This window comes from Pseudomonas parafulva (assembly GCF_002021815.1).
Classification (GTDB): Bacteria; Pseudomonadota; Gammaproteobacteria; order Pseudomonadales; family Pseudomonadaceae; genus Aquipseudomonas; species Aquipseudomonas parafulva_B.
The window spans coordinates 3,157,312-3,179,969 of the sequence record NZ_CP019952.1 but is presented as its reverse complement, the minus strand read 5'-3'; the positions used below and the strand labels follow the sequence as shown (position 1 = coordinate 3,179,969).

The 22,658-nt window shown below is 61.6% G+C and carries 21 protein-coding genes; all 21 read left to right on the top strand.

Annotated elements, in window-relative coordinates; translation table 11 throughout:
- Position 1: 1 nt before the first annotated feature.
- The 21 genes from B2J77_RS14175 to fliL all read left to right on the top strand — a co-directional run bounded on the left by B2J77_RS14175 (position 2) and on the right by fliL (position 22,649).
- The gene (locus B2J77_RS14175) at positions 2-1,564 is read left to right on the top strand and encodes a flagellar hook-associated protein 3 (protein WP_078478888.1); all 1,563 of its coding nucleotides are present in this window, start codon (positions 2-4) and stop codon (positions 1,562-1,564) included.
- A 368-nt stretch (positions 1,565-1,932) separates the two neighbouring features.
- On the top strand, positions 1,933-2,862 hold the full coding sequence (locus B2J77_RS14170) for a ketoacyl-ACP synthase III (RefSeq protein WP_058606129.1): 930 nt from the start codon (positions 1,933-1,935) through the stop codon (positions 2,860-2,862).
- 517 nt (positions 2,863-3,379) lie between these two features.
- On the top strand, positions 3,380-4,801 hold the full coding sequence (locus B2J77_RS14165; protein ID WP_058639137.1) for a flagellin: 1,422 nt from the start codon (positions 3,380-3,382) through the stop codon (positions 4,799-4,801).
- Between the two features lie 76 nt (positions 4,802-4,877).
- Complete coding sequence (locus tag B2J77_RS14160) at positions 4,878-5,228, top strand: flagellar protein FlaG (RefSeq protein WP_058639136.1); 351 nt, start codon at positions 4,878-4,880, stop codon at positions 5,226-5,228.
- Between the two features lie 83 nt (positions 5,229-5,311).
- Positions 5,312-6,694 (top strand): flagellar filament capping protein FliD, encoded by a 1,383-nt coding sequence (gene fliD / locus B2J77_RS14155; protein WP_058639135.1) that lies wholly within the window; start codon positions 5,312-5,314, stop codon positions 6,692-6,694.
- 129 nt (positions 6,695-6,823) lie between these two features.
- Positions 6,824-7,225, top strand: coding sequence for a flagellar export chaperone FliS (gene fliS, locus B2J77_RS14150; protein WP_058639134.1), 402 nt, complete (start codon positions 6,824-6,826; stop codon positions 7,223-7,225).
- A 16-nt stretch (positions 7,226-7,241) separates the two neighbouring features.
- Positions 7,242-7,535 (top strand): hypothetical protein, encoded by a 294-nt coding sequence (locus tag B2J77_RS14145; protein WP_058639133.1) that lies wholly within the window; start codon positions 7,242-7,244, stop codon positions 7,533-7,535.
- Positions 7,536-7,700: 165 nt separating this feature from the next.
- Positions 7,701-9,176 carry a transcriptional regulator FleQ gene (gene fleQ / locus B2J77_RS14140; RefSeq protein WP_058639132.1) on the top strand — a complete coding sequence of 492 codons (1,476 nt, stop codon included), beginning with the start codon at positions 7,701-7,703 and terminating at the stop codon, positions 9,174-9,176.
- Positions 9,177-9,317: 141 nt separating this feature from the next.
- Positions 9,318-10,535: a sensor histidine kinase gene (locus B2J77_RS14135; protein WP_078478886.1), complete on the top strand. Its 1,218-nt coding sequence runs from the start codon at positions 9,318-9,320 to the stop codon at positions 10,533-10,535.
- Positions 10,535-11,893, top strand: a complete 1,359-nt coding sequence (locus B2J77_RS14130; protein ID WP_058639130.1) for a sigma-54-dependent transcriptional regulator — start codon at positions 10,535-10,537, stop codon at positions 11,891-11,893. The genes B2J77_RS14135 and B2J77_RS14130 overlap by 1 nt, the downstream gene beginning before the upstream one ends.
- A gap of 227 nt (positions 11,894-12,120) precedes the next feature.
- Positions 12,121-12,453 (top strand): flagellar hook-basal body complex protein FliE, encoded by a 333-nt coding sequence (gene fliE / locus B2J77_RS14125; protein WP_023533916.1) that lies wholly within the window; start codon positions 12,121-12,123, stop codon positions 12,451-12,453.
- A 15-nt stretch (positions 12,454-12,468) separates the two neighbouring features.
- A complete protein-coding gene (gene fliF / locus B2J77_RS14120) occupies positions 12,469-14,247 on the top strand; it encodes a flagellar basal-body MS-ring/collar protein FliF (RefSeq protein WP_058639129.1) in 1,779 nt (592 codons plus the stop codon).
- Positions 14,240-15,259, top strand: a complete 1,020-nt coding sequence (gene fliG, locus B2J77_RS14115) for a flagellar motor switch protein FliG (protein WP_023533955.1) — start codon at positions 14,240-14,242, stop codon at positions 15,257-15,259. The genes fliF and fliG overlap by 8 nt, the downstream gene beginning before the upstream one ends.
- A 116-nt stretch (positions 15,260-15,375) precedes the next feature.
- Entirely contained in the window at positions 15,376-16,152 is a 777-nt protein-coding gene (gene fliH, locus B2J77_RS14110; RefSeq protein WP_078478885.1) for a flagellar assembly protein FliH, read from the top strand.
- On the top strand, positions 16,142-17,497 hold the full coding sequence (gene fliI / locus B2J77_RS14105; protein WP_058606068.1) for a flagellar protein export ATPase FliI: 1,356 nt from the start codon (positions 16,142-16,144) through the stop codon (positions 17,495-17,497). The genes fliH and fliI overlap by 11 nt, the downstream gene beginning before the upstream one ends.
- A gap of 6 nt (positions 17,498-17,503) precedes the next feature.
- Positions 17,504-17,956 (top strand): flagellar export protein FliJ, encoded by a 453-nt coding sequence (gene fliJ, locus B2J77_RS14100; protein WP_058606069.1) that lies wholly within the window; start codon positions 17,504-17,506, stop codon positions 17,954-17,956.
- A 303-nt stretch (positions 17,957-18,259) separates the two neighbouring features.
- Complete coding sequence (locus B2J77_RS14095; RefSeq protein ID WP_078478884.1) at positions 18,260-18,565, top strand: STAS domain-containing protein; 306 nt, start codon at positions 18,260-18,262, stop codon at positions 18,563-18,565.
- Positions 18,566-18,573: 8 nt separating this feature from the next.
- Positions 18,574-20,265 carry a fused response regulator/phosphatase gene (locus B2J77_RS14090; RefSeq protein WP_058639125.1) on the top strand — a complete coding sequence of 564 codons (1,692 nt, stop codon included), beginning with the start codon at positions 18,574-18,576 and terminating at the stop codon, positions 20,263-20,265.
- 48 nt (positions 20,266-20,313) lie between these two features.
- On the top strand, positions 20,314-20,661 hold the full coding sequence (locus B2J77_RS14085; protein WP_058639124.1) for an Hpt domain-containing protein: 348 nt from the start codon (positions 20,314-20,316) through the stop codon (positions 20,659-20,661).
- Between the two features lie 89 nt (positions 20,662-20,750).
- Entirely contained in the window at positions 20,751-21,992 is a 1,242-nt protein-coding gene (locus B2J77_RS14080; protein ID WP_078478883.1) for a flagellar hook-length control protein FliK, read from the top strand.
- Positions 21,993-22,151: 159 nt separating this feature from the next.
- Complete coding sequence (gene fliL / locus B2J77_RS14075) at positions 22,152-22,649, top strand: flagellar basal body-associated protein FliL (RefSeq protein WP_058606074.1); 498 nt, start codon at positions 22,152-22,154, stop codon at positions 22,647-22,649.
- Positions 22,650-22,658 lie beyond the last annotated feature (9 nt).

Here is a 22,658-nt window from a genome sequence, read left to right as displayed (position 1 = left end):
CGTGCGTATTTCCACTGCCCAGTTCTACGAATCCAGCGCCAACAGCTACTCGAAGAACTTCTCCGCCATGAACAAGACCAACGATCAGGTCACCTCCGGCGTGCGTATCCAGACCGCCGCCGACGACCCTGTCGGGGCGGCACGCCTGCTGCTGCTGCAACAGCAGCAGTCGCTGCTGGACCAGTACAGCGGCAATATCAACACTGTGAGCAACGCCTTGCTGCAGGAGGAGAGCGTGCTCGCCACCATCAACGATGCCATGCAGCGTGCCAGCGAACTGGCGATCCGCGCCGGTGGTGCGGGCGTGACCGATGCCGACCGGGTATCGATCAGCACCGAGCTCAAAGAGATCGAGGCCAACATCTTCGGCTTGCTCAATTCCCGCGATGCCAACGGCGACTACATGTTCGGCGGTTCCAAGAGCACCACGCCGCCGTATGTGCGTAATTCCGATGGGACCTACAGCTACCATGGCGACCAGACCCAGTTGAGCCTGCAGGTTTCGGATACGTTGAACCTGGCGACCAACGACACCGGGTTCAGCATTTTCGATTCGGCCAAGAACAAGAGCCGCACCGAATCGAACCTGCTGGTACCTGCCGTCGATGATGGTGTGGTGGGTGTTTCGCCTGGGTTGCTTAAATCGAGCAATACCTACAACGAAAGCTTTACCGCAGGCCAGCCCTACAAGCTCACGTTTACCAGCGCCACCCAGTACATGATCACCGATGCCAACGGTAACGACATCACGTCCGAAACCCCGACCAATGGTCACTTCGACCGCCAGACCGAAGGGGCCAACCGCATTGCCTTGCGCGGTGTGGAGTTCGAGATCACCGTCACGTTGGAGGAGGGCGCCGATGCTGATGCGGCGGTGGGTGGGCGCGAGTTTTCCCTGGCAACCCGTCCGGATTCATTTACCACGACCCGCGGTGCAGGCAACCCCTCCACCGCACAAGTCACCGGCAGTACCGTGAGTGATCCCGAGGCATATCGCAGTACATTTCCAAGCAACGGCGCAGTGATCAAATTCACGGGGCCTGGCAGCTATGAGTTCTACGCGCAGCCGCTGACTGCCGACAGCAAGCCGGTAGCGACAGGTACGTTCACGGCACCGTCTCTGACGGTTGCCGGGGTGACCTACCAGGTCAACGGTTCCCCTGAAGCCGGTGACCAGTTCGCGGTGACAGCCAATAATCATCAGAATCAGAACGTGCTGGAGACAATCAGTCAGTTGCGCGCTGCGCTCGATACGCCGGTCACTGGGGCTGCCGTTGCCAACGGGCTGAAGGATGCAGTGGCGTCGGCGCTGGCAAACCTGGGCAGTGCTCGTGAGCAGGTGGATATCACTCGCGGTTCGATCGGCGCACGCGGGAACTCGCTGGAAATTCAGCGACAGGAAAATACCAGCCTGGGGGTCGCCAACAAGACCACGCAGAACGCCATCGGCAATACCGACATGTCGCAGGCGGCCATTACCCTGACCTTGCAGCAGGCCATGTTGGAGGCTTCTCAGCTGGCATTCTCGCGCATCTCGCAACTGAGCCTGTTCAACAAACTTTGAGCTGACGAGCGCATCACCAGCAGGGCATGAGGGTCCTGCTGGGGCGCGCTCAACCGTGTCGTAGCACTTATGGCCAAGCGTTCCCAGCGCTTTTAGTGAGTGCGCCGTGTCCGCCCACATGACCCATTGGCCATGTCCTGATATGGGACGTGCTGGCCGCCTGTCCCTGACTTTCGTTGCATTTCAATGTGACCAATGAGTCAAAACGGTCATCTTCCCTGTATTCTATGCAGCAGCTGTTGCAGCATTTTGTTACCGGTGCGCAGGCAGGCTCTGCTTTATCCCCTCCCCAGGCGGTGACGCTCCGGTTTTTGGCGCCCTCAATCGATCGAGTGGTGGTCTTTGGCTGTTTTCATTGGGAAGCCAGAATGATTGGCATCAAGAGTATCGCGAGTTACGTGCCCACCGCTGGCCTGGACAACTACGTCCAGGGTGCGAAGTTCGGCAAGGACGAAGAGTTCATGTTCGGCAAGATTGGTGCGTCCTTCCTGCCACGCAAGGCCCCGGAGCAGGAAACCTCCGACCTGTGCGTGGAGGCCGCCCGGGCACTGTTCGCCAACAACCCCGACCTCGATCCGCAGTCGATCGACGCGTTGATCGTGGTGACCCAAAATGGCGATGAAGAAGGCCTGCCGCACACGGCCGCCATCGTCCAGAGCAAGCTCGGGCTGTCTACCCGCGTGGCAGCGTTCGACATCTCCCTGGGCTGCTCGGGGTATGTGTATGGGCTGTATGCGATCAAGGGCTTCATGGAGGCGGCGGGCCTGAAGAACGGGCTGCTGATCACCGCCGACCCGTATTCGAAGATCGTCGACCCGGAAGACCGCAATACCACCATGCTGTTCGGCGACGCGGCCACGGCCACCTGGATGGCCGATGGCGCAGTCTGGAAGCTGGGCGAGGCGCGTTTTGGCACTGACGGTTCGGGTGCCGAGCACCTGAAGGTATCCGATGGTACGTTCTTCATGAATGGCCGGCAGGTGTTCAATTTTGCTCTGGTCAAGGTGCCAGCGCATTTGCACGAGCTGCTCGATGCCAGTGGCCTGCAGTCGTCGGACATCGATGCGTTCTGCATCCACCAGGGCAGTGCGGCGATCGTCGATGCGGTAGCTCGGCGGTTCGAGGAGCATCATCCGGAGAAATTCGTGAAAGACATGCTCGAGACGGGCAATACCGTGTCGTCCAGCGTGCCGTTGCTGCTGCAAAAGCACATGCTCGACGGCAGCTGGAAGCGGGTGGCTGTGAGCGGGTTTGGGGTGGGGCTGTCCTGGGCTTCGGCGATTCTTTATCGGGATTGATGGGTTTAGACCAAATTTCAGGATCGCCCTGCGGACCAACGCGGCCGGTGCCAACATAAGCGGCGAAGCTGGAATCTTAGGGGCTGCTGCGCAGCCCATCGCGGCGCAAGGCCGCTCCCACACGAATTGTGTGACGCCTGAGTTGAGACTATCGCAGACCCTGATGGGAGCGGCCTTGCGCCGCGATGGGCCGCGCAGCGGCCCCAACAACTCCTGACGCGAAGCTGCACGCCTGAAACCTCCGCCCCATTCCCGTTCGGCCTCTCGTTCGCCACGGCATTCATCAACTCCAAGACAGCCCCATCCCCCCCATCACCCACCTAATCCGCTTTTTGACGCCAAAATTCCGCGCTTAACCCCTTGATTTTCCAGGGCTGGCCGCATGCCAGCATTTTTTTTTAAAAAAACCCCTCAAGCAACCGGGCTATCCGACGATAACCATTACGAAGGTTCTCTAGGCCAATCCGGCGGTTGCCAAGGCCGGAAGCCGCAGCACCCATACAACGAGGATTTCGTCATGGCTTTAACTGTAAACACCAACATTGCTTCGGTTACTACCCAAGTCAACCTGAACAAGGCCAGCAACGCTCAGGCCACTTCGATGCAGCGTCTGTCCTCGGGTCTGCGTATCAACAGCGCCAAAGACGACGCTGCCGGCCTGCAGATCTCCAACCGTCTGACCAGCCAGATCAATGGCCTGGGCCAGGCTGTCAAGAACGCCAACGACGGCATCTCCATCGCGCAGACCGCTGAAGGTGCTATGCAGGCTTCGACCGACATCCTGCAAAAGATGCGCACCCTGGCGCTGTCCTCGTCCACCGGCTCGCTGAGCGCCGAAGACCGTAAGTCGAACAACGACGAGTATCAGGCACTGACCGCCGAACTGACCCGTATCTCGCAGACCACCACCTTCGGTGGCCAGAAACTGCTGGACGGTTCCTACGGCACCAAAGCCATCCAGGTCGGCGCCAACGCCAACGAAACCATCAACCTGTCGCTGGACAACGTTGCTGCCAACAACATTGGTTCGCAGCAGATCAAGAGCCTGACTTCGGCTCCTGTGGTCGACGGTCTGGCCGGCGGCGACATCGTCGTGACTGGTAATGGCCAGAGCGAAACCTACACCGTTGCTGCCAAGGCCTCGGCTAAAGAAGTCGCCAAAGGCCTCAATGGCTTGATCGGTGGCTTGAGCGCTACTGCAAGCACAGAAGTCAGCTTCAAAGTAGACTCAGCAGCCGCTACCACCACGCCTGTTAGCTTCACCATGCAGGTTGGTGACCAGAAAGTGGACATCAAAGGCGTGACCGATACTGCCGGTCTGGCCGACCAGCTGAAGTCCAACTCCGCCAAGCTCGGCATCAGCGTCAACTTTGATGAAACCAGCGGCAGCCTGTCCATCAAGTCGGACACCGGTGAGAACGTGACCTTCACCGCCCAAACCGGTGGTGCTGCTGTAGAAGTTGCAACCAAAGGTGGCGACGGTAAATTCTCCACTGGCGCGGCCATTGCCGATGGCTTGATCGCCACCGGTGCCGTCTCCCTCGACTCGGCCAAAGGTTACTCGCTGAGCGGCGCCGGGGCCGAAGAAGTATTCGGTACCGGCACTGCGCTGACCTCAAAGAAGACCACCATCTCGCAAACCGACGTGACTGACGCCACCAACGCCCAGAACGCTCTGGCGGTAATCGATAAGGCCATCGGCTCCATCGACAGCGTGCGTTCGGGCCTGGGTGCTACCCAGAACCGTCTGCAAACCACTGTAGACAACCTGCAGAACATCCAGAAGAACTCCACCGCTGCGCGCTCGACCGTTCAGGACGTGGACTTCGCCTCGGAAACTGCCGAGCTGACCAAGCAGCAGACCCTGCAACAGGCTTCCACTGCGATCCTGTCCCAGGCCAACCAGCTGCCTTCCTCGGTTCTGAAACTGCTCCAGTAATTCAGGCGCCTGAGTAAAGGGTGAAAGGGCGCGTTTACGTGCCCTTTTGCCGTTTTATACATGAGGAGTTCGGAGCATGGACATCAGTGTCAAGCTGAACCAGGTGTATCCTTCGGTCGTACCTGCGTCCTCTGTCATGGACAAGGAGGCCAAGACCCCTGCCAAAGTGCAGGAAGCCGCCGCGCCTGACGGTCAGCCGCACACGCGCGAAGACCTGGAAAAAGCTGTCGGTGATATTCGCGAATTCGTACAGTCCAGCCAGCGTCAGCTGGATTTTTCCATCGATGATTCGACGGGGCAGGTGGTGGTCAAGGTTATCGCCACCGACTCGGGCGAAGTCATCCGCCAGTTGCCTTCCGAGACAGCGCTCAAGTTGGCGCAAAGCCTCAGCGAAGCCGGCAGCCTGCTGTTTGAAGGCCGCGCGTAGGCTGGCATGATTTTTGTTGTTGGTGGCTCTTTCAAGGATTTAATCGCCAAGGATCCGGCAGCTACCGTTCAAGGAGAGCAATGATGGCAGGTACAACAGTCAGTGGGATTGGCTCGGGCATCGACACCCAGGCGATCGTGGATTCGCTGGTTGCCGCGCAAAAAGCGCCCAAGCAGTCGCAAATCAACACCCAGACGCTGAAGGCAACCACCACGTTGTCCTCGATCGGCAAGATTCAGGCTGCGCTGGATGCTTTCCGGGGCGCGCTGACCAACATGACCGATACCAACAGTTTCGGTGGGCTGAGTCTCAAGTCTTCTGATGAAAAGGTGGCCACCGTCACTATGGGCGCCGGCGCTGCCAATGGCTCTTTCTCGCTGATCGTGAGCAAGCTGGCTACAGCGTCGAAAGTCTCCACAAAGGTCTACTCAGGCGGAGCGGGTTCAGTTGTCAACCCAGGCACCACCGCCACTACTCTGACCATTACGCAAAATGGAAAAAATCACGACCTGAGCATTCCTCCTGGAGCAACGCTTCAGCAGGTAAGGGACAATCTCAACAGCCAGTTCGGTGTCGCAGGCCTGAGCGCCAACGTACTGACCGACGCCAACGGTTCGCGTCTGGTCATCACCTCGAACAAGATGGGCGAGGGGTCCGACATTACGCTGTCGGGCAATTCCGGTATCGATACCGGATACACCGTGATCGACGAACCCGCGGATGCCGAGTACACGCTCGATGGCATTGCCATGAAGTCCAAGACCAACGACATCACAGATGCCGTGAGCGGTCTGAACATCAAGTTGCAAGGCGTTTCTCCGAAAAACGCGAGCGGTGGCGATACGCCGACCATTTTGTCACTGACTACCAGTAGCACAGCGCTGAAGTCCGGTCTCAAGGGATTCATCGATACCTATAACGCCTTGCTTACGGTGGTAAACGCCGAGACCAAAGTCACCAAGAACGCAGACGGTAGCATGACGGCCGCTGCCTTGACGGGCGATGCATCGATGCGTGCCTTGATGGCGTCGATCAAGGAAGAGCTCAATGCCGTTGCCGGCAACGGGACGTTGAAGTCCCTTGCCGCCTTCGGCGTCACTTCCGCCCAAGACGGCGGTGCGTTGAGCCTGGATGACAAGAAGTGGGACAAGGCTGCCACCACCAACGCCGCTGACCTGACCAGCATTTTCAACGGCAAGGACGGCTTGTTGGCGCGCCTACAGAAGGTGACCGAGCCATTCGCCAAAGCCTCCACAGGCACACTGGCATTGCGCTCCCAAACGCTCAGTGAAAGCCTGAACAAGCTCAAGACCGAGCAGGACACGCTCGATGCGCGGATGGAAGCGTTGAAAAAGAGCCTGCAGGATAAGTACAACAACATGGATACGCTGGTGACCCAGCTACGGCAGCAGCAGAACTCCGTGCTTAGCACCCTCAACGCCCTCAATAAAAAGAGCGATGACTGAGTGACGTCAACCCGTTGCATGTGAGCCTTCTAGGAAACGGTTTTCATGCAGCGGGTTTTAAAGTTTTGCGCAACGGACCCGATAAAGAAGGTATCCACCTTTCAACGCTTCACGCAACGAGGTCGCACGATGAACCCCATGAGAGCCCTTCGTCAGTACCAGAAGGTCAATTCCCATGCCCAGATTTCCGAAGCCACGCCACACCGTCTGGTGCAGATGCTGATGGAAGGGGCGCTCGATCGCATGGCCCAGGCCAAGGGCGCGATGGCGCGCGGGGACATTGCCGAGAAAGGCCTCATGCTGGGCAAGGCAATCGACATCATCATCGGCCTGCGCGATGGGTTGTTGCCAGAAAAAAGCGAGAACCCTGAGTACGTCGAAAACCTCGATGCGCTCTACGTGTACATGACCAACCGCCTGATGCAGGCCAACGTTGATAACGACGCTCGCATCATTGATGAAGTCGCCCAGCTGATGATCACCGTGAAGAGCGGTTGGGACGGCATCGCCGATATCCAGCCGGCCGATTGACGGCAAGGAGTTTACCGTGACTGCACTGCAACGGCTCGACGACACCTGTGATGCGCTGCTCGGCGCTTTGGGCGAACGGGATTGGGATACCATCGCCAGGCTGGATGTGGCGTGTCGCACGTGTATTGACGAAGTGCTCGAAGCGCATGCCTACGATGAAGAGCTATTGCGCGTGAAGCTCGAAGGGGTGATGGAGGTCTACCGCAGCCTCATCGAGGTGACAACCGGCGAACGTCAGGCGATTGCCGATGAGATGATGCAGATCAACCAAGCGAAGAATGCTTCAAAGGTTTATCATTTGTTCAGTTAAGATGCCTGTAACTGAACGAAAGGCGCCATAAATTTGACTGTGCGACCCTTTTTGACTTAACTAGTGCCTGTTCTCGTATTCCAGACGTCCGAACACTGACCATTCAGTCGGAATGATGTCGAGCACGCCTTCGGGCGCCGATATGACTAGGGAAGTTGCTATTGCATGTGGCGTGAAACCAAGATTCTCCTGATCGATGACGACAGCACCCGCCGCCGCGATCTGGCGGTGGTGCTCAACTTCCTGGGCGAAGAAAACCTGTCCTGCGCCAGCCATGAGTGGCAGCAGGTGGTCGAGCCCCTGGCTTCAAGTCGCGAGGTGCTCTGCGTGCTCGTGGGCGCTGTCAGCACGCCGGGCACACTGCTCGGGCTCCTTAGGACAGTGCTTTCATGGGATGAGTTCCTTCCTGTTCTGTTTTTAGGTGATATTTCTTCAAGCGAGCTGCCTGAAGAGCTGCGCCGCCGCGTGCTGTCGAACCTGGAAATGCCGCCCAGCTACAGCCAACTGCTCGATTCGCTGCACCGCGCACAGGTTTACCGCGAGATGTACGACCAGGCGCGTGAGCGCGGTCGTCAGCGCGAGCCGAACCTGTTCCGCAGCCTGGTGGGCACCAGTCGCGCTATTCAGCACGTACGCCAGATGATGCAGCAGGTAGCCGACACCGATGCCAGTGTGTTGATCCTGGGTGAGTCGGGCACGGGCAAGGAGGTGGTGGCGCGCAACCTGCACTACCACTCCAAGCGCCGCGAAGCCCCGTTCGTGCCGGTCAACTGTGGCGCGATCCCGGCCGAGTTGCTGGAAAGCGAACTGTTTGGCCATGAAAAAGGCGCGTTCACCGGCGCCATCACCAGCCGCGCTGGCCGCTTCGAGCTGGCCAATGGCGGCACGCTGTTCCTCGATGAAATCGGCGACATGCCGCTGCCCATGCAGGTCAAATTGTTGCGCGTGCTGCAAGAGCGTACGTTCGAGCGCGTGGGCAGCAACAAGACCCAGAGCATCGATGTGCGCATCATTGCCGCGACCCACAAGAACCTCGAGCACATGATCGAGGCCGGCACTTTCCGCGAAGACCTGTATTACCGGCTTAACGTCTTCCCCATCGAGATGGCGCCACTGCGCGAGCGCGTCGAAGACATCCCGCTGCTGATGAACGAGCTGATCTCGCGCATGGAGCACGAAAAGCGCGGCTCCATTCGCTTCAACTCGGCGTCGATCATGTCCCTGTGCCGCCATGGCTGGCCGGGCAATGTGCGCGAGCTGGCCAACCTGGTCGAGCGCATGGCCATCATGCACCCCTACGGCGTGATCGGTGTATCGGAGCTGCCGAAGAAATTCCGCTACATCGATGACGAAGACGAGCAGATGGTCGATACCCTGCGTAACGACCTGGAAGAGCGCATCGCCATCAACGGGCACGCGCCCAACTTCAGCAACCCAGCCATGCTGCCGCCTGAAGGCCTGGACCTGAAGGACTACCTGGGCAGCCTGGAACAGGGTCTGATCCAGCAAGCCCTGGACGACGCCAACGGCATCGTTGCCCGCGCTGCCGAGCGCTTGCGTATTCGCCGCACCACGCTGGTCGAGAAAATGCGCAAGTATGGGATGAGCCGGCAGGGTGGTGAAGACCAGGCAGAGGAGTGATCGTCGTCGGTAGGCGGTAGATTCTTTGCCTGGAGTGCGAAGCCTCCGGCAAATGTTGTAAGCCCTTATCTCCGGCACGGGTATTGCTACGCACTGGCCACCACACCGTTTTTATGACGGTCAGCCACGCGAGAGAGCACGATGCCCCAGGCCGCCCATGTATCCCGAGCCCTTTCCCCCCAGGCGCATTCGCTGGTCGAGCAGGAAAGCCGCCAGGGTGTCGAGCAGGCGTTCGCTTTGTTCGACCAAGTCTCCAGCCAGCTTAGCCAGTCCTACAGCCTGCTCGAAGCCCGGGTCAGTGAGCTCAAGGGTGAGCTGGCGGTGGTCAGCGCCCAGCGCATCGAGGAGCTGAGCGAGAAAGAGCGTCTGGCCAACCGCTTGCAGCATTTGCTCGATTTGCTGCCCGGCGGTGTGATTGTCATCGACGGGCAGGGTAGCGTTCGCGAGGCCAACCCGGCCGCCTGTGAGCTGCTGGGCGAGCCATTGATCGGGCAGCTGTGGCGTGAAGTCATTGCCCGCAGTTTTGCCCCGCGCCTGGACGACGGCCATGAAGTGTCCCTGCGCGACGGCCGTCGCCTCTCCATCGCCACCCGCTCGCTCGATGCCGAGCCGGGGCAGTTGGTGCTGCTCAACGACTTGACGGAAACTCGTCGCCTGCAGGACCAACTGGCACGCCACGAGCGATTGTCCTCACTCGGGCGCATGGTCGCCTCGCTGGCGCATCAGATCCGCACGCCGCTCTCTGCCGCCATGCTCTACGCCAGCCACCTGGCCGACCCTGAACAGGCGTTGACCACCCAGACCCGGCAGCGCTTCGCTGGCAGCCTCAAGGAGCGACTGCACGAGCTGGAACAACAGGTCCGCGACATGCTGGTGTTCGCCCGTGGCGAGTTGCCCCTCACGGACCGGATTTCTCCTAAAGCCTTGTTCCAGGCGTTGCAGCAGGCCGCGCAGACGCATGTTCAGGGGCACGCGGTGCGCTGGCAGTGTGACAGTCGCCTGGGTGAGCTGCTGTGCAACCGCGACACGCTGGTGGGTGCACTGCTGAACCTGATTGAAAACGCCACCCAGGCCAGCCAGGGCGCTGCGCGGCTCAAGGTGCACCTATGGCGGCGCCAGCAGACCTTGCACCTGTGCATCAGTGACGCTGGCACTGGCATTGCACCTGATCTGCTCGCCCGTATTGGCGAGCCATTCCTGACGACCAAGTCGACCGGCACGGGGCTCGGGCTGGCGGTGGTCAAGGCGGTGGTCAAGGCCCACCACGGCAGCGTGCAGATGCGCTCGAAGGTAGGGCGCGGCACCTGCGTACGAGTAGAGTTGCCCTTGATCGACGGGTCGTTGGCGGAGAGCCGGTGATGAGTGTGAACGTATTGCTGGTCGAGGATGACCGGGTGCTGCGCGAGGCGCTGGCCGATACCCTCGACCTGGGTGGTTTCGCTTTCAAGGCGGTGGACAGCGCCGAGCAGGCCTTGAAAGTGGTGCATGAAGAACCCTTCAACCTGGTCATCAGTGACGTGAACATGCCTGGCATGGACGGCCATCAATTGCTGGCCCAGTTGCGCCGCCAGCAGCCGCACTTGCCGGTATTGCTGATGACCGCTCACGCGGCCGTGGAACGGGCGGTGGAGGCCATTCGCCAAGGCGCGGTGGATTATCTGGTCAAGCCCTTCGAGCCCAAGGCGCTGCTCAAGCTTGTGCAGCGGCATGCCGCCGGGCGTGTGACGGACGAGGAGGGCCCGGTTGCGTGCGAGCCCTCCAGCCGGCAGTTGCTGGAGCTGGCCGCACGCGTGGCGCGCAGCAATTCGACGGTGCTGATTTCTGGTGAGTCGGGTACGGGCAAGGAAGTGCTGGCGCGCTACATCCACCAGCAGTCGCCCCGTGCCAGCCAGCCGTTCGTTGCGATCAACTGTGCCGCCATACCGGACAACATGCTCGAAGCCACGCTGTTCGGCCACGAGAAGGGGGCCTTCACCGGGGCGATCGCTGCCCAGCCTGGCAAGTTCGAGCAGGCCAACGGTGGCACCTTGCTGCTGGACGAGATCTCTGAAATGCCATTGGCCTTGCAGGCCAAGTTGCTGCGGGTGCTGCAGGAGCGTGAGGTCGAGCGGGTAGGGGGGCGCAAGCCCATCGCGCTGGATATCCGCGTGGTGGCCACCACCAACCGGGACTTGGCGGGCGAGGTGGCTGCCGGTCGTTTTCGCGAGGACCTGTTCTACCGGCTGTCCGTGTTTCCGCTGGCCTGGCGACCCCTGCGCGAGCGGCCGGGCGACATCGTTCAATTGGCCGAGCGCTTGCTGGCACGTCACGTTGCCAAGATGCAGCATGCGCCGGTGCGCCTGTCCGCCGACGCGCAGGCCTGCCTGCAAGCCTGGACCTGGCCTGGCAACGTACGTGAGCTGGACAACGCATTGCAGCGCGCTCTGATTCTGCAGCAAGGCGGCGTGATCGAGGCGGCGGATTTTTGTCTTGATGGCGCCATTCCCTTGTCAGGTGGCACTGTGCCATTATCTGGGCAGCGTGAACAGTCCGTCGAGCAGGGCGACGACAAGCGACGTCACGAGTACCAGCAGATCATCGACACCTTGCGGGCCGAGCGGGGCCGGCGCAAGGAAGCGGCCGAGCGTCTGGGCATCAGCCCGCGCACGCTGCGCTATAAGCTTGCCCAGATGCGCGACGCCGGTTTCGACGTCGAAGCCAGCCTGTTTGGCGAGTGAGACGGTCCCGTTTTAGCCTGCGGACGTCCTCTCGAGCCTGTGCAATGCAGCCCGCTTTTAGCCAGTGCTCGCCAGGCGGGACTGATCTTCACGGTGCCTCGTAGCCTGATATCCGCGGTTTTTCCCCGATGCATCCACCCTTTTTCAAGGCTGGCACCTTTGTTGCTTTACGAAGGCTATCCGCCGCATGACTGTCAAAAATATGCGGCCGCCGGAGAGAGAAGCCCATGACCCAAGGTGTTGAATTCAATCGTCTGATGCTGGACATGCGCGCCATGCAGGCCGATGCCATGTCGCTGCCGAAAGTATCAGCCGCCCCTGAGCTGGCCCCAGGGCAAAGTACCTTTGCCGATATGCTGGGCCAGGCCATCGGCAAGGTGAATGACACCCAGCAGGCCTCTTCGCAGCTGGCGAACGCCTTCGAAATCGGCAAGACCGGGGTCGATCTCACCGACGTGATGATTGCTTCGCAGAAAGCCAGCGTTTCGATGCAGGCCTTGACCCAGGTACGCAACAAGCTCGTTCAGGCGTACCAGGACATCATGCAAATGCCGGTTTGAGGGCAGACGTAGACCATGGCTGAAGCAGTCGTCGACAACGCGCCCGCCAAGGGCGGCGCGCCAGCGCCCAAGGCCCCCCTGGTGCGCCTGGCGTTCCTGGAAAACATTGCGCAGATGCCCATGCTGCGTCAGATCGGCCTGATGGTCGGCCTGGCGGCCAGCGTGGCGATCGGCTTTGCCGTGGTGCTGTGGTCGCAGCAGCCGGACTACCGTCCGCTGTACCCGAGCCTGTCGGGCATGGACACCAAGCAGGTCATGGACACCCTGGCGGCGGCCGACATTGCCTACAACGTGGAACCCAATTCCGGGGCCCTGCTGGTCAAGGCTGACGATATCTCCCGCGCGCGCCTGAAGCTGGCGGCAGCGGGCGTGGCGCCTACCGACGGCAACGTCGGTTTCGAGCTGCTCGACAAGGAGCAGGGCCTGGGCACCAGTCAGTTCATGGAAGCCACGCGCTACCGTCGCAGCCTGGAAGGTGAACTGGCGCGCACCGTGTCGAGCCTGAACAACGTCAAGGGTGCCCGCGTGCACCTGGCCATTCCCAAAAGCTCGGTGTTCGTGCGCGACGAGCGTCGGCCCAGCGCGTCGGTATTGGTCGAGCTTTATCCAGGTCGTGCGCTTGAGCCTGGTCAGGTGATGGCCATCGTCAACCTGGTTGCCACCAGTGTGCCGGAGCTGGACAAGTCCCAGGTCACCGTGGTCGACCAGAAAGGCAACCTGCTGTCCGAACAGATCCAGGATTCTGCCCTGACCCAGGCCGGCAAGCAGTTCGACTACAGTCGCCGGATGGAAAGCATGCTGACCCAGCGCGTGCACAATATCCTGCAACCGGTGCTGGGCAACGACCGGTACAAGGCCGAAGTGTCCGCCGACCTGGACTTCAGTGCGGTCGAGTCCACCTCCGAGCAGTTCAACCCGGACCAACCGGCGCTGCGCAGTGAGCAGTCGGTCGACGAGCAGCGCGCCAGCAGCCAGGGCCCGCAAGGTGTGCCGGGCGCGCTGAGCAACCAGCCGCCGGGTGCTGCTTCGGCGCCACAGACCACGGGTGGCACCGCGGGTGCAGCAGGCGCCATTCAGCCTGGCCAGCCCTTGGTCGATGCCAATGGCCAGCAGATCATGGACCCGGCCACCGGCCAGCCGATGCTCGCGCCGTATCCGTCGGATAAACGCCAGCAGAGCACCAAGAACTTCGAGCTTGACCGCTCCATCAGCCACACCCGCCAGCAGCAGGGGCGCATGACACGCCTGTCCGTGGCGGTCGTGGTGGACGATCAGGTCAAGGTGGACGCCGCCACCGGGGAGACCACCCATGTGCCGTGGGCTGCCGAAGACCTCACGCGCTTCACCCGGCTGGTCCAGGACGCCGTTGGCTTCGATGCCAGCCGGGGCGACAGCGTGACCGTGATCAACGTGCCGTTTGCGCCAGACCGTGGCGAAGAGATTGCCGATATCGCGTTTTACCAGCAGCCCTGGTTCTGGGATATCTTCAAGCAAGTGCTGGGTGTGCTGTTCATCCTGGTGCTGGTGTTCGGTGTATTGCGTCCTGTGCTCAACAACCTGACAGGGGGTGGCAAGCAGCCTGCCCTGGAAAACGACATGGAGCTGGGCGGCATGATCGGTCTGGATGGCGAACTGGCCAACGACCGCGTCAGCCTGGGTGGCCCGACAAGCATTCTGCTGCCTAGCCCGACCGAGGGTTACGAGGCACAGCTCAACGCAATCAAAGGCCTTGTGGCCGAAGACCCGGGCCGTGTGGCCCAGGTCGTGAAAGACTGGATCAACGCCGATGAGTGATAACCGAGCCGTTACCGCCAAGCTGAGCCGCGTCGACAAGGCAGCCATCCTGCTGCTCTCGCTGGGTGAAACCGATGCCGCGCAGGTACTGCGCCACATGGGGCCCAAGGAAGTGCAGCGCGTGGGCGTGGCCATGGCGCAGATGGGCAACGTGCACCGTGACCAGGTCGAACAGGTGATGAGCGAGTTCGTCGAGGTGGTTGGCGATCAGACCAGCCTGGGCGTGGGCTCCGATGCGTACATTCGCAAGATGCTCAACCAGGCACTGGGCGAGGACAAGGCCAACGGCTTGGTCGACCGCATCCTGCTCGGTGGCAACACCAGTGGCCTGGACAGCCTCAAGTGGATGGAACCACGCGCCGTGGCCGACGTGATCCGCTACGAGCACCCGCAGATCCAGGCCATTGTCGTGGCTTACCTGGACCCTGATCAGGCCGGTGAGGTGCTGAGCAACTTCGACCACAAGGTTCGGCTGGACATCGTATTGCGCGTCTCATCGCTCAATACCGTGCAACCTGCTGCCCTCAAGGAGCTGAACCAGATTCTGGAGAAGCAGTTCTCCGGCAATTCCAACGCCGCGCGCACCACCCTGGGTGGCATCAAGCGTGCCGCTGACATCATGAACTTCCTCGACAGCTCGGTGGAAGGCGCCCTGATGGATTCGATCCGTGAAATCGACAGCGACCTGTCCGAGCAGATCGAAGACCTGATGTTCGTCTTCAACAACCTGGCCGATGTGGATGACCGGGGTATCCAGGCGTTGCTGCGCGAAGTGTCCTCCGACGTGCTGGTGGTGTCGCTCAAGGGCGCGGACGAGCGGGTCAAGGACAAGGTTTTCAAGAACATGTCCAAGCGGGCCTCGGAACTGCTGCGCGACGACCTCGAGGCCAAGGGCCCGGTCCGTGTCAGCGATGTCGAGACGGCCCAGAAGGAAATCCTCACCATCGCCCGTCGCATGGCCGAAGCCGGCGAAATCGTGCTCGGTGGCAAAGGTGCCGAGGAAATGATCTAAGCGGCGAGCCGCCAATGGGTCCGCGCAAGGCGATTGCGTCGCGCACGCAATCTGCCTTAGCGTGCAGTCTTCGACAGGCGGCATGGCGCCTGGCACCCTGACAGACAGGTTTTTGAATGTCGACCAAAGAACACCACCCCAGTGACCTGATCCGGGCCCGCGACCTTGAGGGCGTGGATGTCTGGACATTGCCCAGCTTCGACCCCCAGCCCGCGCCCGAGCCTGAGCCCGAACCGGTCGAGGTGGAGGAAGAAGTCGAGGAAGTGCCACTGGAGGAAGTCCATCCGCTGACCCTCGAAGAGCTGGAAGCCATTCGCCAGGAAGCCTATAACGAAGGCTTCGCCACAGGTGAGCGTGATGGTTTTCACAGCACCCAGCTCAAAGTGCGCCAAGAGGCCGACGAGGCCCTGAAGGCCAAGCTGGCCAGCCTGGAAAAGCTGATGACCCATTTGATGGAGCCTATCGCCGAGCAGGACACCCAGATCGAGAGAACCCTGGTGCACCTGGTGTCGCACATGGCGCGCCAGGTGATCGGCCGGGAACTCACGAGCGATTCCAGCCAGATCACCCAGGTGCTGCGCGAAGCCCTCAAGCGCCTGCCCATGGGTGCCGACAACATCCGTATCCACTTGAACCCGCAGGATTTCGAACTGGCCAAGGCCTTGCGCGAGCGCCACGAAGAACAATGGCGCCTGCTCGAAGACAGCACCCTGCTTCCCGGTGGCTGCCGTATCGAGACCGCCCATAGCCGTATCGATGCGACCATGGAAACCCGCATCGAGAAGACCGTCGCGCAGTTGTTCGACCAGATGCATGATCATGCGCTGCACCCGGCAGCGCCGGATGTGAGTGTTGACCTGGACGCGCCGGTGGAGAACCCCGATGCGCCTTGACCGTACCAGCTTCGCCAAGCGCCTGGGCAGCTATGCCGAGGCCATTGAGGTGCCGGCGCAACCGGTGGTCGAGGGGCGACTGCTGCGCATGGTGGGCCTGACCCTGGAAGCCGAGGGGCTCAGGGCGGCTGTGGGTAGCCGCTGCCTGGTGGTCAACGACGACAGCTACCACCCGGTGCAGGTCGAGGCGGAGGTGATGGGGTTCTCCGGGTCGAAGGTGTTCCTCATGCCGGTTGGCAGCATTGTCGGCATCGCCCCCGGTGCCCGCGTGGTGCCGCTCGACGACGGTGGTCGGCTGCCCATGGGCATGAGCATGCTGGGGCGGGTGCTGGACGGCGCGGGCCGCGCACTGGACGGCAAGGGCGGCATGAAGGCCGAGGACTGGGTGCCGATGGACGGGCCGGTGATCAACCCGCTCAACCGCGACCCGATCAGCAAGCCGCTGGACGTGGGCATTCGCAGTATCAACGGCCTGCTCACCGTCGGACGCGGCCAGCGCCTGGGCCTGTTCGCCGGTACCGGTGTGGGCAAGTCGGTGCTGCTAGGCATGATGACCCGCTTCACCGAAGCCGAAATCATCGTGGTCGGCCTGATTGGCGAACGTGGCCGCGAAGTGAAGGAATTCATCGAGCACATTCTCGGCGAGGAGGGGCTCAAGCGTTCTGTGGTGGTGGCTTCACCCGCGGACGATGCGCCCCTGATGCGCTTGCGGGCGGCCATGTACTGCACCCGTATTGCCGAGTACTTTCGCGACAAGGGCAAGAACGTGCTGCTGTTGATGGATTCGCTGACCCGCTTTGCCCAGGCGCAGCGGGAAATTGCCCTGGCCATCGGTGAGCCGCCCGCCACGCGCGGCTATCCGCCTTCGGTGTTCGCCAAGCTGCCCAAGCTGGTGGAGCGAGCTGGCAATGGTGAGCCGGGTGGCGGCTCGATCACGGCGTTTTATACGGTACTGTCCGAGGGGGACGATCAGCAGGACCCGATCGCCGACTCGGCGCGGGGGGTGCTGGACGGCCACTTCGTGCTATCGCGACGGCTGGCCGAGGAGGGCCATTACCCGGCAATCGATATCGAAGCGTCCATCAGCCGGGTGATGCCTCAAGTGGTCGATGCCGACCACCTTCGCCAGGCGCAGAAATTCAAGCAGCTCTGGTCTCGGCTGTCCCAGAGCCGCGACCTGATCAGCGTGGGTGCCTACGTGGCGGGCGGGGACCCCGAGACCGACCTTGCCATCGCGCTGCAGGCCAGGCTGGTGGAATTTCTGCGTCAAGGGCTGCGTGAAAACGTGAGCATGGCGCAAAGCCGCGACCAACTGGGGGCGATCTTCACGCCCCCGGCGGGCTGATAGGCCATGGCACTGCCCGGACGTGCGGCGCGCCTGGCTCCCGTGGTGGACATGGCCGAGGAAGCCGAGCGCAAGGCGGCCCAGCGTCTGGGCCATTTCCAGCAGCAGGTGGTCACGGCCCAGGCCAAGCTGACGGAACTGGAGCGCTTTCGCGAGGATTATCAACAGCAGTGGCTCAACCGGGGTGGCCAGGGTGTTGACGGGAACTGGCTGGTCAACTACCAGCGCTTTCTCGGCCAGCTGGAAACGGCCATGACCCAACAGCGCCAGAGCCTCACCTGGCACCAGAACAATCTCGCCAACGCCCGCGACACCTGGCAGCAGGCGTATGCGCGGGTAGAGGGCCTGCGCAAGCTGGTGCAGCGCTATATGGACGAGGCTCGGCGCGCCGAGGACAAGCGCGAGCAGCGCCTGCTCGACGAATTGTCCCAGCGGCTGCCGCGCCAGGGGCCGTTGTAGCGGGTAAGCCTTTGGGCCGCTGTGCGGCCCATCGCGGCACTAGGCCGCTCTTACAAGGCCCTGTGAACCTACTGACCCAGGCGCTACGCGGTCAGGGTAGGAGCGGCCTAGCGCCGCGATGGGCCGCACAGCGGCCCCAGCGATCTATGCTGAGCGCCTAAGATCCGCGGGGGCTAAGTACCCAACACGGCCCTGCGCCATGCCTGTCAATCTACACTACTTCCCTCACCCGCTTGCCCCCTCGCGCCATGACTGCTACACCTTCATGGAGCCGCATCCGCCATCATCGAAGGAATCGCTAGCATGGCAGTGGAAACCGATGTCTCGCAGGACGGTAAAAAGCTGACGATCACGATCAAGGGACGTTTCGATTTCGGCAAGCACCAGGCCTTTCGCGAGGCCTACGAACGCCAGCCAAGCCGCCCTGACGCGGTCATCGTCGACTTGCAGGAGGTGACCTACCTCGACAGCTCGGCATTGGGCATGCTCCTGCTGTTGCGCGATCATGTCGGCGGGGACGCGGCGGATGTGCGGGTCGTCCATGCCAATTGCGATGTACGCAAGATCCTCGCCATCTCCAATTTCGACAAGCTCTTCGACATCAGTTGAGCGCGCCGATGGCTGATGAGCTTGGGTTGACCGTGCTGGTGGCTGAAGATGGCGCGGCCGATCGTCTGCTGTTGGCACAGATCGTCAGGCGCCAAGGGCATCAAGTGTTCACGGTGGAAAATGGCCAGCAAGCCGTGGACGTGTTCAAGGCACAACGCCCACAGCTGGTGCTGCTCGATGCGCTGATGCCGGTCATGGACGGCTTCGAGGCGGCGCGGCAGATCAAGGCCTTGGCTGGCGAAGCCCTGGTGCCCATCATTTTTCTCACGGCACTCAACGAAGAGCAGGCCCTGGTGCGGTGCTTGGAAGCCGGTGGTGATGATTTTCTGCCCAAGCCCTACAGCGCAGTCATTCTGGCAGCCAAGATTCGGGCCATGGACCGGCTGAGGCGGCTTCAGGCCACAGTGCTGGACCAGCGCGACCAGATAGCACGGCACCACCACCACTTGCTCAATGAACAGCGGGTGGCCAAAGCCGTGTTCGACAAGGTTGCCCATTCCGGCTGTCTGGATGCACCGAACATCCGCTTTTTACAATCGCCGTACGCGCTGTTCAACGGCGACCTGATGCTGGCCGCGCTCACGCCGTCCGGGGACATGCGCGTGCTGCTGGGGGATTTCACCGGGCACGGGCTGCCGGCTGCCGTGGGAGCCATGCCATTGGCTGAAGTGTTCTACGGCATGACGGCCAAGGGTTATGGCATGGCGCAAGTTTTGCGAGAGATGAATGCCAAGCTCAAGCGCATCCTGCCTGGCGACATGTTCTGCTGCGCACTGCTGGTCAACCTGAGCATGCAGCGCGGCGCAGTGGAGGTGTGGAATGGTGGCATGCCCGATGGCTTCGTGCTGGCTGCTGAGGGCCAGGTGTTGTCTGCGTTGAGTTCCCGGCACTTGCCGCTGGGGGTTCTGAGTGCCGAGCAATTCGACGACCAGACCGAAGTCTGGCCGCTGGCGCCGGGCGAGCGCCTGCTGTTGATGTCCGATGGGGTGCTGGAAACCGCCGACGATCAGGAGCGTTTGTTCGGGGAGCAACGCCTGCGGGCAGTACTGGCAGACAATCGCGATCCCGCGCTGTTGTTCGACGAGCTGCTCGACGCGCTGCAACGCTTCGGTGGGCCGGCGCGTGACGATGTCAGCTTGTGTGAGATACGCATGCTGGGTGCGCAGTTGCCGCAGCCCATGCCGGTGTTGCCTCCGGACCTGGGCCGCTGTAGCGCCATGGACTGGTCGCTCAGTTTCGATGTGAGGGGCGAAAGTCTGCGCCGTTTCAACCCGGTGCCCTACCTGGTGCAGTTGTTGCAGGAAATACACGACCTGCGTTCATCGGCCGGCACCCTCTACAGTGTGCTGAGCGAACTGTATTCCAATGCGCTTGAACATGGCGTGCTGGGGCTGGACGCTCGGCTCAAATGCGACGCGCCAGGCTTTGCCGATTACTATCAGGAGCGAGCCAGGCGCTTGCAGGTGATCGAGGAAGGTTACGTGCGCATCGATCTTGCAGTTGAACCGCTTGCCGCTGGTGGGCGTCTGAAAGTGGAGGTCAGGGACAGCGGCGATGGGTTCGACGTGCAGCAGGTGCTTGCGCAGCCGTTGCCAGAGCGAGGCCTCAGTGGCCGAGGACTGGCATTGGTCAGGCGCCTCTCTACGGTGGCGCGCTGGACAGAGGGCGGGCGCTGTGCGCACGTTGAGTTCATCTGGTGAGTCCGCGTCGGGCTCTGCCATAATCTGACTTGATCAAGGAGCGAACAAGTGGCTGACATGCATATCGACCACAAGGTACTCAGTGACCTGCGTGAAATCATGGAAGACGGCTATCTGCAGCTAGTGCAGACCTTCCTGGACGATTCTGAAAGGCGCCTTGGCCAACTTCACGCTGCCCGCAGCGCAGTTGAACTCGGCGCCGCCGCCCACAGTTTCAAAGGTAGCAGCAGCAACATGGGTGCCGTTGCGTTGGCAACCCTTTGCCAGGAACTCGAGGACAAGGCCCGCCATCCTCCGCTGCTGGGGATCGAAGACCTCATCAGCCGTATTGATGTGGAGTTTGCCGAAGTACAGCGCTTCTACCGGGCCGAACATCGTCGTATATCGGCCGGTTAGCCCATGCGCTTACCGCCTCTGTATTAGTTGGCGCGAGTTTTGCTGAGTAATACCCGTGATTATTTTGTTTATGGCGCGGAGACTGCTCAATGCCTGTTGCATCCAACCCTTTGCTGCAAGCCAACATCAAGGCCGACGCATCCCGCTCTGCTAGCGCCACAGCCGGCAAACCCCAGCAGACACTGGGCGAGCAGGGCGATGGCTTCGGTCAGGTGATGGCCAAGCAGGGGCGTGACAAGGTTGCCGGTGCTGCAGACAAGCCTGCTGCGAGCAAGGCCGCTGACAAGGCTGAGGGGACCTCAAGCGGCAAAAGCAAGCCCGTTGACAAGCGCGCCGTTGCCGATGACGGCAATGGCTCGCCAACCGAGCAAGCTAGCCAGGCCGATACCGGCATGCGCGATGCCAGCCTGGTTGCCGGGCAGGTCACTGACGCGCAGCCTGGCGCCCAGTTGATCCAGGCCCAGGCCGAGGCAGTAGCGCCTGTCTTGCAGGCTGCCAATGACCAGCCGCCTTCCGAAAAAGCGCCTGACTTCGACCCTGCTGCCGATGCCCTGGCGAACCTGCCTACCCTGCGCCTGGCGCTGGAGCACAGTGCCCAGGCCAAGGGGGCCACCTCGGCCCATGCCGTAGACCCTGGCCAGCAGCAGGCTCAAGCTGCATCCGTCAATACCTTGGCGCAGGCGGGTCAGGTGGCCGAGGAAGCCTCCACCGACACCGGTGAAAAGGCCTTCGGCGCATTGCTCGAAGAAGGGTTGAAAGACACCAAGGGCGCCAGCAGCGATACCCGTATCGATGACTTCGCCAGCCGCCTGGCCAACCTCACCCAGGCCGCAACGGCCAAGACGGCCAACGCGGTGCCGGTGAACCCCAACCCGTTGCAGCAGCCGTTGTCGATGAACCAGAACGCGTGGACCGAGGGGCTGGTGAACCGGGTCATGTACCTGTCCAGCCAGAACCTCAAGTCGGCCGATATACAGCTCGAGCCTGCCGAGCTGGGGCGCTTGAACATCCGCGTCAACGTCGCCGCCGACCAGGCCACCCAGGTGACCTTCATCAGCGGCCACGTCGGTGTGCGCGATACGCTGGACAGCCAGGTGCACCGGCTGCGCGAACTCTTTGCCCAGCAGGGCCTGGCCCAGCCGGATGTCAATGTGGCCGACCAGTCGCGTGGTCAGCAGCAACACGGGCAGGCGGCGCAGGGGCAGGGGGGTAGTAGCCTGTCCGGCGTTGCTGCGCGGGCGGGTGAGGGTTCGGTCGACGCTGCCGAGCGGGAACGGCCTGCGGAGCAGCAGGTGGTGATCGGGGACAGCGCTGTGGATTATTACGCCTGAGGCGCATGTAGGGGCAGGGGCTACTAAACGGCCCCTCTGTTTTGTTCGTACGGCACTGCTGTAAGTCCCGGCATGCCTTGACGCACGCGTATTTGGCATAACACTTGCTCACCCCAAGCCATCTTCCCAGTTACTCCCGATGGACGACGGAATATTGGCATGGCGAATACCGAAGCAGTCAAAGACCCTGCCCCAAAAGGCAAACTCAAACTGATCCTCCTGGCCGTGGGTGGCCTGCTGGTGGCCGTGGGCATTTCCGTGGGCGCCACGTGGTTCATCATGCACAAGAGCGAGCCCGCCCCTGCTGAACAGGAAGGCGCCAGCACCACCAAGCCAGCGGCCATCTACGAAGCGCTTACGCCCGCGTTCGTGGTGAACTTCAACCAGAATGGTCGCCAGCGCTACATGCAGGTCAGCATCACCTTGCAGGGGCGCAATCAGGCTGACCTCGATGCCCTTAAAGTGCACATGCCGGTCATACGTAACAACCTGGTGATGATGTTCTCCGGGGTCGGCTTCGAGACCCTGGCCAGCAGCTCGGTCGGCCAGGAAATGCTGCGCCAGAAAGCGACCGTCGTGGTGCAGGAAGTTGCCCAGAAAGAAGTCGGCAAGCCTGTGATTGACCAGTTGCTGTTCACCAATTTCGTATTGCAGTAGGAGCACGCA

What these genes read in the sequence shown, in the direction of transcription:
- B2J77_RS14170 (WP_058606129.1), top strand. Translation starts at nt 1,933, where the DNA reads ATGATTGGCATCAAGAGTATCGCGAGTTACGTGCCCACCGCTGGCCTG.
- B2J77_RS14165 (WP_058639137.1), top strand. Translation starts at nt 3,380, where the DNA reads ATGGCTTTAACTGTAAACACCAACATTGCTTCGGTTACTACCCAAGTC.
- B2J77_RS14160 (WP_058639136.1), top strand. Translation starts at nt 4,878, where the DNA reads ATGGACATCAGTGTCAAGCTGAACCAGGTGTATCCTTCGGTCGTACCT.
- fliD (WP_058639135.1), top strand. Translation starts at nt 5,312, where the DNA reads ATGGCAGGTACAACAGTCAGTGGGATTGGCTCGGGCATCGACACCCAG.
- fliS (WP_058639134.1), top strand. Translation starts at nt 6,824, where the DNA reads ATGAACCCCATGAGAGCCCTTCGTCAGTACCAGAAGGTCAATTCCCAT.
- fleQ (WP_058639132.1), top strand. Translation starts at nt 7,701, where the DNA reads ATGTGGCGTGAAACCAAGATTCTCCTGATCGATGACGACAGCACCCGC.
- B2J77_RS14135 (WP_078478886.1), top strand. Translation starts at nt 9,318, where the DNA reads ATGCCCCAGGCCGCCCATGTATCCCGAGCCCTTTCCCCCCAGGCGCAT.
- B2J77_RS14130 (WP_058639130.1), top strand. Translation starts at nt 10,535, where the DNA reads ATGAGTGTGAACGTATTGCTGGTCGAGGATGACCGGGTGCTGCGCGAG.
- fliE (WP_023533916.1), top strand. Translation starts at nt 12,121, where the DNA reads ATGACCCAAGGTGTTGAATTCAATCGTCTGATGCTGGACATGCGCGCC.
- fliF (WP_058639129.1), top strand. Translation starts at nt 12,469, where the DNA reads ATGGCTGAAGCAGTCGTCGACAACGCGCCCGCCAAGGGCGGCGCGCCA.
- fliG (WP_023533955.1), top strand. Translation starts at nt 14,240, where the DNA reads ATGAGTGATAACCGAGCCGTTACCGCCAAGCTGAGCCGCGTCGACAAG.
- fliH (WP_078478885.1), top strand. Translation starts at nt 15,376, where the DNA reads ATGTCGACCAAAGAACACCACCCCAGTGACCTGATCCGGGCCCGCGAC.
- fliI (WP_058606068.1), top strand. Translation starts at nt 16,142, where the DNA reads ATGCGCCTTGACCGTACCAGCTTCGCCAAGCGCCTGGGCAGCTATGCC.
- fliJ (WP_058606069.1), top strand. Translation starts at nt 17,504, where the DNA reads ATGGCACTGCCCGGACGTGCGGCGCGCCTGGCTCCCGTGGTGGACATG.
- B2J77_RS14095 (WP_078478884.1), top strand. Translation starts at nt 18,260, where the DNA reads ATGGCAGTGGAAACCGATGTCTCGCAGGACGGTAAAAAGCTGACGATC.
- B2J77_RS14090 (WP_058639125.1), top strand. Translation starts at nt 18,574, where the DNA reads ATGGCTGATGAGCTTGGGTTGACCGTGCTGGTGGCTGAAGATGGCGCG.
- B2J77_RS14080 (WP_078478883.1), top strand. Translation starts at nt 20,751, where the DNA reads ATGCCTGTTGCATCCAACCCTTTGCTGCAAGCCAACATCAAGGCCGAC.
- fliL (WP_058606074.1), top strand. Translation starts at nt 22,152, where the DNA reads ATGGCGAATACCGAAGCAGTCAAAGACCCTGCCCCAAAAGGCAAACTC.